Below are 6,416 nucleotides of genomic sequence, written 5' to 3'. Positions count from 1 at the left end.
CTGACCTTTCATTGAATTTCCTCATAAGTGTCAAGTTAGAGTCTAGACCTTATTCAGATTATGTCAATGAACTAAATTACCCACCCTAAAATTACACTTTATCTGTAAATACCGATTGTAAAGTTAGGGTATACCTTATTATTACACCTCAAAATTTCAATAAGCAAAATTTAAGGTATAGGTATAAGTTTAGATGAACTACATCTAAATATAAATTTTGGAGCAAAAGCGATGCTTAAGTCAGTTTTGGAAATTTATAACTCTGTATGGACTTCCCCTCTTTCGAAATTAGCTACAGATTGGACTATCAACCCAACACTGCTTGCTAAGTTATGTGACGACCACTCAATACCGAGACCTCCAAATGGTTACTGGATTAAAATCAGTTTGGGGCAAAGTTTGCCACAGCCAGCACTCCCAAATACTATGCAACCGGACGATGCAATTGACCTCACTCCTCTCCTGAAAAAAAGAGTCGTTCAATCAACAATTGAATCTGCGCCAACAAATAAAGTAAAGGTACCAAAAACCTTACATCGCCCGCATAAAATGACTCAAGTTGCAAAGCAGCTATATAAAAAACCTAGTTTTCAACATGCCAGATTAATGGAGGGTGCTTGGCTAGGTCAAACATACAGAATTGCAGTATCACCAGCCCTTTTTCATAGGGCCTTAATCATAATGGATACCCTAGTAAAAGAATTTGAAAGAAGAGGATGGGATTTTGAAGTTAAGCGTTCAGATTATAGGAGGCATCCAGAAAATACGATACGTGTTGATAACAACATTCTGACATTCAAGCTTCGAGAAAAACTTAAACAATCCAAAAGAACACTGAGTACTGAAGAGGAGATAGAAAAGGAAAAGCGGGGCTATGTTTATCACGAGAAAGTTAATGAACCAACAGGCGAACTCATGTTGATTTTGGAACATCAAGTAAAGTCAGTTAGTAATTCGACTCTTAATGATAATAAAAAGTACCTTATTGAAGATAAGCTGGGTTTCTTTTTTGATTGGATCATTGAGGCGTCTGAAGTTGCTAATAAAAACAAAGTAATGAGGCAGCAAGAAGAAGAGTTGCGCAAAAAGCGGAGTGAATTTGATGCACAATTCAATGCATTGGTTGCCGTCCAGGAATCCCATATAGACACACTTTTTGAGAGTTTCAATCAATGGCAAAAAGTTGAACAAGGAAGACAGTTTCTAAACGCTGTTGAAACTAAAATGACTGAACAAGGACCGCTAACTAAATATCAAAATGTTTGGTTAGAATGGGCCAATAATATTCTCACCCTGGCAGACCCAATTGGGAAGGTAATTAAAACCGCAAGTATGGAAGTCATTGATGATGAGGTTAGCGATACCATAAACAAGATAGCCATCAGCAATAAGTTAGGAAATAATGTTTGGGAAAAGCCCCTACAAATATCTCGAGATATCTGGGAGAAAGCATTATTGAAGAGGCGAGAAACACTAGGGTAAAAATGTAGTTATTTAACAGCCATCGAAGCAAACTTTGTAACACTGATATGATAACTCATTTGATGCCAACAGAATAAAATTTGTTGAGCTATCTAAGGCGACATTACCGATTTGTTATGCATTATTTGTGTAATTTTCCATCAACAGCCAAAGTGTTCCTCTTATGGTAAATATATCTTTTCGCACCTTGGCTTATACCATGACTATTTATCCAATCATCATCCCAATCTATCACCCTATTTAAGGGATCATCATAATTATTTGGATATTCAAGAAAACAATATATCGCAATTACAGCTTTGCTGGAAATTGCATCTCCACTTGGGGTAGGAATGTTTTGATCGATTGTAACGTTAGTTACAACAATTCTTGAAGATCCTTTTCTGGCAGCTTCATCAAGATACTTTTCAGTTTTCCAGTCATTAATCCCATAGAAAAATTGTGGAGGTAATGGCTCGTAGGCACAATCTACATCAGGCTTAAATTCCAGTACTCTATGTAGTTTTGATCGTAACTTTTCTTCCACAAGCAAAGATGTTTCTTGCATGTCTGGAGTCAAAATTTTGCTTTTAATATCCCCCCCTCTTAAAAGAAGCCTTGATGCACGAACCCATGATACATTTTCGTTATTCTGATCTTTTAATATCTCAAAAACTTCGTCAAATGCTTCTCTAACTTGGACCAGATAAACTTCATCCCTTTTTCTTACTATACTTATATTTTGATTCCTTCTATCCCTTATATAAGCGAGAACCGCAATTAGTCCAGCGCTTGCTATTGCAACTCCTGGAAGCAAATTTAAATTTTTGGTGGATAATTGATTTAAAACTAATTGAATATCAAAAATTGCTGATATTGCTAAACTCAATGCCAATAATAAGCAGCATCCTAAAATAGAAATTAAAAAATTAATAAATATCACCGTCTTTACCATATGTATGCCTAACGCGAAGCTCCAGACCATCCGCTTTACGCGACTAGTTATAGTTGCTGGTCACGCAAGACGTAAGAATTTTTTACCACTCCGCGGATGGATCATATGTCCATGAACGTGGACAGGCGGAGTATTAATGTAATACAAAATTTTGATTGGAATCTTTCCAATGATGTAATACCAAGCAGCATAAACAACCCTTTCTGGCTCCCCATGTTGGACAACCTGCATGGGGCTCGTAGCTGCATAATTTTTGTTTTTTGGCTGTATCTTTTTATCCACAGAGAAATACAAATCTGGGTGCGCTCTTTCTGATAGGATGCAATCTGAAAAACTGGACAAGTCAAAAGGGACCTTGTCATCAAGGATTTTACAACCAAAAACCTTCAACAAATAAAGATGGCAATAAAGAAGTCCCTTTTTGAAATCGCCCGAAAATATATTTCCCGCATTGAGGGTTTTGCAACTTCTAATAACAGTCTGATTATCCAAGAGGTAATTGGTGAACTCACTCCAGGCTTCATCGTATTTTTGAGTCGCGGTAGTATTGCAGTGGTGACATATTTTTGCTGAAAACTTTGCAAAGTCACTCTTCACGCTTTGGAGAGTCCGCACCCTTCCATCCCGCTTGGTAAACAGTGGAGACTGCTGTGTAACAACGCCGAATATCTTACGTAGGTCAGATGCTTTAACACGATGCTCTCTGGTAGTGGCTTCCTTACCGCATATCCAGCAGATATTCATATATTCCTCAAACTATATCGCCCCAAGCAACAGAAAACGTGAACGTTTTGACGCAGCCAATGAACGGGTTTCCGTTGACTTTGCTTGTTATATTCACTTACTGAGTATATACACTGAAACAACATCTCTTGAATTTTTGCCACGGAGATTGGGAATAGGTTGTGATAAGGAAACTGACCTTGTTCGCCGCCCATTAGTTATCACATTATCCACCATTTTAGCTTCAGATACTTCGACTTCATTTTCATCCCAATCAGTCCCAAGAGTATTTGAACCTTGTGGGGCTGAACGAAAAGAGCAATTTTTTGTTTTGATGCTATCCACCATTACTGGAAATGCCCATTCTCCATTTGTCAGTAGAAATACTATTTCTTTAGAATCGGTATAACTCAAGTGTTCCTCCGTGAATAAAACGCCTTGTTAAATTGCTATGTCCTTGAAGGTATCAAGTCATATAGAACGCCATCTTTTTGTTCTTTTACCTTACCACTTAATATGAGTTGATTAATTGCTTTTTGCACAGAAGCATTTGACGCTTTTAATTGAACCGCTATATCTTTATGGATATGTTGAGGCCAAGGCTGAACAGGCAATAAATTCTCGACTTTTGAGATAAATTCATCATCAATGACCAAACCAGTTAGTATCTCTTGTGGTTTAACACTAGTAATAACAGCACCTGTAGTTGATCTATTTAATATTATATTCGCACTACATTCTTTGCACTTTATTATATTTTTCTGGTTTGGAACTGTATCAAGTTCACCAACTATTTTTTTTGTACAAGATGGACAGTTGAAAGTTTCCGATCTCAAGCCAGAAATATTAACCCCAAAATCATCTAAATTTTCATCATAAATAGAAATAAGAGATATAGAACAGTTTTCACATGCTAGTGGTTTCGCACTACCGTGTTTAGCTCTTTGTATATATGATATATTTTGATTACAAGAAGGGCAGGTCTTCACTAAATTTCGTTTTACTATTTTCTTAGTTCTAGGCATCGATATATGGGATCCAGTGATATTACCCGCTAAGCTTTTCATTTCTTTTTTTAGTTGATTAACTCTTTTGTCAACGATCTCAGCTGTTATTGTATCTTGCTCATATGAATCCCATAAGTGATCCACTTTATCCATCAATTTAAGAAGCAATTTTTCATTTTCTTCAGCTTCTTTACGATGTTCTTCTATTTCTTCACCAATAACCCCTTGCCAATCACTTAGAGATGTATCATTTACGGATTTCAACATTGCAATCATATGAATTCCACTTAAAATTCTATGCTTACTATCAACAAGCGCATTATCATCATCCTGAAGTTCTTCACCCAGAAATAAACTCAAACGATTAAGCTGGTCAGATAAATTATTAACTTTTTCCGCTGCTTTTAAAGCGTAAGTCCGAAGGTTTTCATAATGCATCTCTTTAACTTCACTTATTGCTTCGGCATGCTGAGATGAACTATGAATTGTGGAGAAAATCCAAGATGCCATCACAGACAGAATAGTCAGTAATAAGCTGAGAATGGCACTTTCCTTTGCAGAAAGAGAACCAAATGCAATTATTAATACGCATATAGTTACCCCAATAGATAATAATATCCCTACATTTTTTTCTAGTTTTCCGTTACTACGATTACTCATACACCCTCGAGATTTGATTGCAATTTAACAGCGTTAAATGCAGACGTCACAGTAACACTGTGACGTCTATACAAACTTAAATATAGTAATCTGCCATATAAACAATCAGTTAGAAAGGTATTTGTGTATATTTTCTACCATATAACACGGGTATTGCTAAGACTTATCAATAATATCCTCAATTTACCTCAAGTAATAAAGAAGCGCATACTTGTCTGTTGAATGACTGCGTTGTGGTTTAGATAATTGAATGAGGCAGCTCTAACGAATGTCGGTAAATGGCACTTTTGAGTCTGATTTGGGGCATAACATCATAAGGGATTGAGTTTAATTGAAAACCCTAGTTCGTGAGCTATGTTTATTATTAAACGCATTCAAGGACGAGCATCATGCAAAATCCACCACAGATACTAGTTAAAACTTGGCTTCAACTGCTTCAATCTGATTTGGAGCATGAAGCAAAAAAAGAAGTCGAAAACAAAATTGTAAAGGCCTTTGGTAGCATAGAGATTGCTATTATTTATTTGCAAGAGAAGGCTAGTGCCTGAGGTTGTAATATCTAGCTTTGGTACTGACCAGTCTAATAGCTGACTGACGTAATTGAGCGATCTGCCGGTTGTCGCTTTTCATTTAATCGTATGTTCGCTCTATGAAATCCCTCAGATTGAGAACATTCCCCCCAACAGCAAATTTCAATGCATATTTCTACTGGTTAAATCTATACACAATCCGTAATTTCATCATGCCACTTTTCTAACTCGCCACGGATAATTTTGAATACACTAGTGTGTATATAAGTTCGGTCTAGCGCAGTCATTTTATGGTTCAAGATGCGTTCTACAACATAATAATCTACTTCCATATCCCTTAGGTAGGAAGATCCGTACTTGCGCAGGTCATGGAGTCGAAGTTTTGAATTAGAATGCCTAGAAATAGCATGAGCAGCCTGTGATGGTGTAATTGCTTTATAGCCATTGGTTCGTGGAAATAGAAATTTTGAACGTAATCGTGTTCGCTGCCAAGCTTTGTATTGCAGCAATAGAGATTTCATTTTTGGAGTAATAGGGTGAATAATTTCCTGCCCCGTTTTGGTATTGCTCGCTGGTATATGCCAGAGCATCTTATCGAAATCAAAATCGTTCCAAGTTGCCAAAGCTGTTTCACCATTTCTGGTTAAATAACCCAAGCAAAGTATGCAGAACATTTTTGTGTCTTCTGGAAACTCCATTAAAAGGGCCAAAAGCTGCTTTAGCGTCCAACGTTCAATTTTACTTTTTCTGGGTATTACTTTTCCTGCCGTAATATCGCTAAAGGCGATTTCTTTAACAGGGTTATTGGCCAAATATCCCAACTGTTGCGCTTGGCCAAACGCTGCCTTTAAACATTGAAAGGCTCCTTTAAGCGTCGATAGCCCATATTCATTAAGACTGGGAATTATCCAGTTCTCCGCCAAGTACATTGGCGAAATTTGTTCTATTTTTACTGCCCCAAAGCTTGGCATTAGTAGATGCGACACTTGATGGATAACATTCCTTTTGGTATTTACTGATATCCCTAAATCTGACAAACGAAATTCGATATACCAGTTTAGTAGGTCTTTGCCATTAACG

General features: G+C 37.0%; 7 protein-coding genes. 2 read left to right on the top strand and 5 right to left on the bottom strand.

Features of this window, described 5'->3' with window-relative positions:
* Window positions 1-231 precede the first annotated feature (231 nt).
* Window positions 232-1,482 (top strand): hypothetical protein, encoded by a 1,251-nt coding sequence (locus ACJAZP_RS19650; RefSeq protein WP_415232435.1) that lies wholly within the window; start codon window positions 232-234, stop codon window positions 1,480-1,482.
* Between the two features lie 121 nt (window positions 1,483-1,603).
* On the opposite strand, the gene ACJAZP_RS19645 is transcribed toward ACJAZP_RS19650, so the two are convergent.
* The 4 genes from ACJAZP_RS19645 to ACJAZP_RS19630 form a co-directional block, all read right to left on the bottom strand.
* A complete protein-coding gene (locus ACJAZP_RS19645) occupies window positions 1,604-2,416 on the bottom strand; it encodes a hypothetical protein (RefSeq protein WP_415232434.1) in 813 nt (270 codons plus the stop codon).
* Between the two features lie 60 nt (window positions 2,417-2,476).
* Window positions 2,477-3,160: a hypothetical protein gene (locus ACJAZP_RS19640; RefSeq protein WP_415232433.1), complete on the bottom strand. Its 684-nt coding sequence runs from the start codon at window positions 3,158-3,160 to the stop codon at window positions 2,477-2,479.
* A gap of 93 nt (window positions 3,161-3,253) precedes the next feature.
* Window positions 3,254-3,553 carry a hypothetical protein gene (locus tag ACJAZP_RS19635; RefSeq protein ID WP_415232432.1) on the bottom strand — a complete coding sequence of 100 codons (300 nt, stop codon included), beginning with the start codon at window positions 3,551-3,553 and terminating at the stop codon, window positions 3,254-3,256.
* 35 nt (window positions 3,554-3,588) lie between these two features.
* A complete protein-coding gene (locus tag ACJAZP_RS19630) occupies window positions 3,589-4,806 on the bottom strand; it encodes a hypothetical protein (protein ID WP_415232431.1) in 1,218 nt (405 codons plus the stop codon).
* Between the two features lie 389 nt (window positions 4,807-5,195).
* Between ACJAZP_RS19630 and ACJAZP_RS19625 the strand changes: the two genes are divergently transcribed.
* Window positions 5,196-5,354, top strand: a complete 159-nt coding sequence (locus tag ACJAZP_RS19625) for a hypothetical protein (protein ID WP_415232430.1) — start codon at window positions 5,196-5,198, stop codon at window positions 5,352-5,354.
* A gap of 170 nt (window positions 5,355-5,524) precedes the next feature.
* On the opposite strand, the gene ACJAZP_RS19620 is transcribed toward ACJAZP_RS19625, so the two are convergent.
* A partial coding sequence (locus ACJAZP_RS19620; RefSeq protein ID WP_415232429.1) for a tyrosine-type recombinase/integrase occupies window positions 5,525-6,416 on the bottom strand: 892 nt, incomplete at its 5' end.

It is taken from the genome of Psychromonas sp. (assembly GCF_047632955.1).
Classification (GTDB): Bacteria; Pseudomonadota; Gammaproteobacteria; order Enterobacterales; family Psychromonadaceae; genus Psychromonas.
This window is presented reverse-complemented; position numbering and strand designations above follow the sequence as displayed.

Bases quoted from the DNA above. Each gene is read 5' to 3' on its own strand.
- ACJAZP_RS19650 (WP_415232435.1), top strand. From the start codon at position 232: ATGCTTAAGTCAGTTTTGGAAATTTATAACTCTGTATGGACTTCCCCT.
- ACJAZP_RS19645 (WP_415232434.1), bottom strand. From the start codon at position 2,416: ATGGTAAAGACGGTGATATTTATTAATTTTTTAATTTCTATTTTAGGA.
- ACJAZP_RS19640 (WP_415232433.1), bottom strand. From the start codon at position 3,160: ATGAATATCTGCTGGATATGCGGTAAGGAAGCCACTACCAGAGAGCAT.
- ACJAZP_RS19630 (WP_415232431.1), bottom strand. From the start codon at position 4,806: ATGAGTAATCGTAGTAACGGAAAACTAGAAAAAAATGTAGGGATATTA.
- ACJAZP_RS19625 (WP_415232430.1), top strand. From the start codon at position 5,196: ATGCAAAATCCACCACAGATACTAGTTAAAACTTGGCTTCAACTGCTT.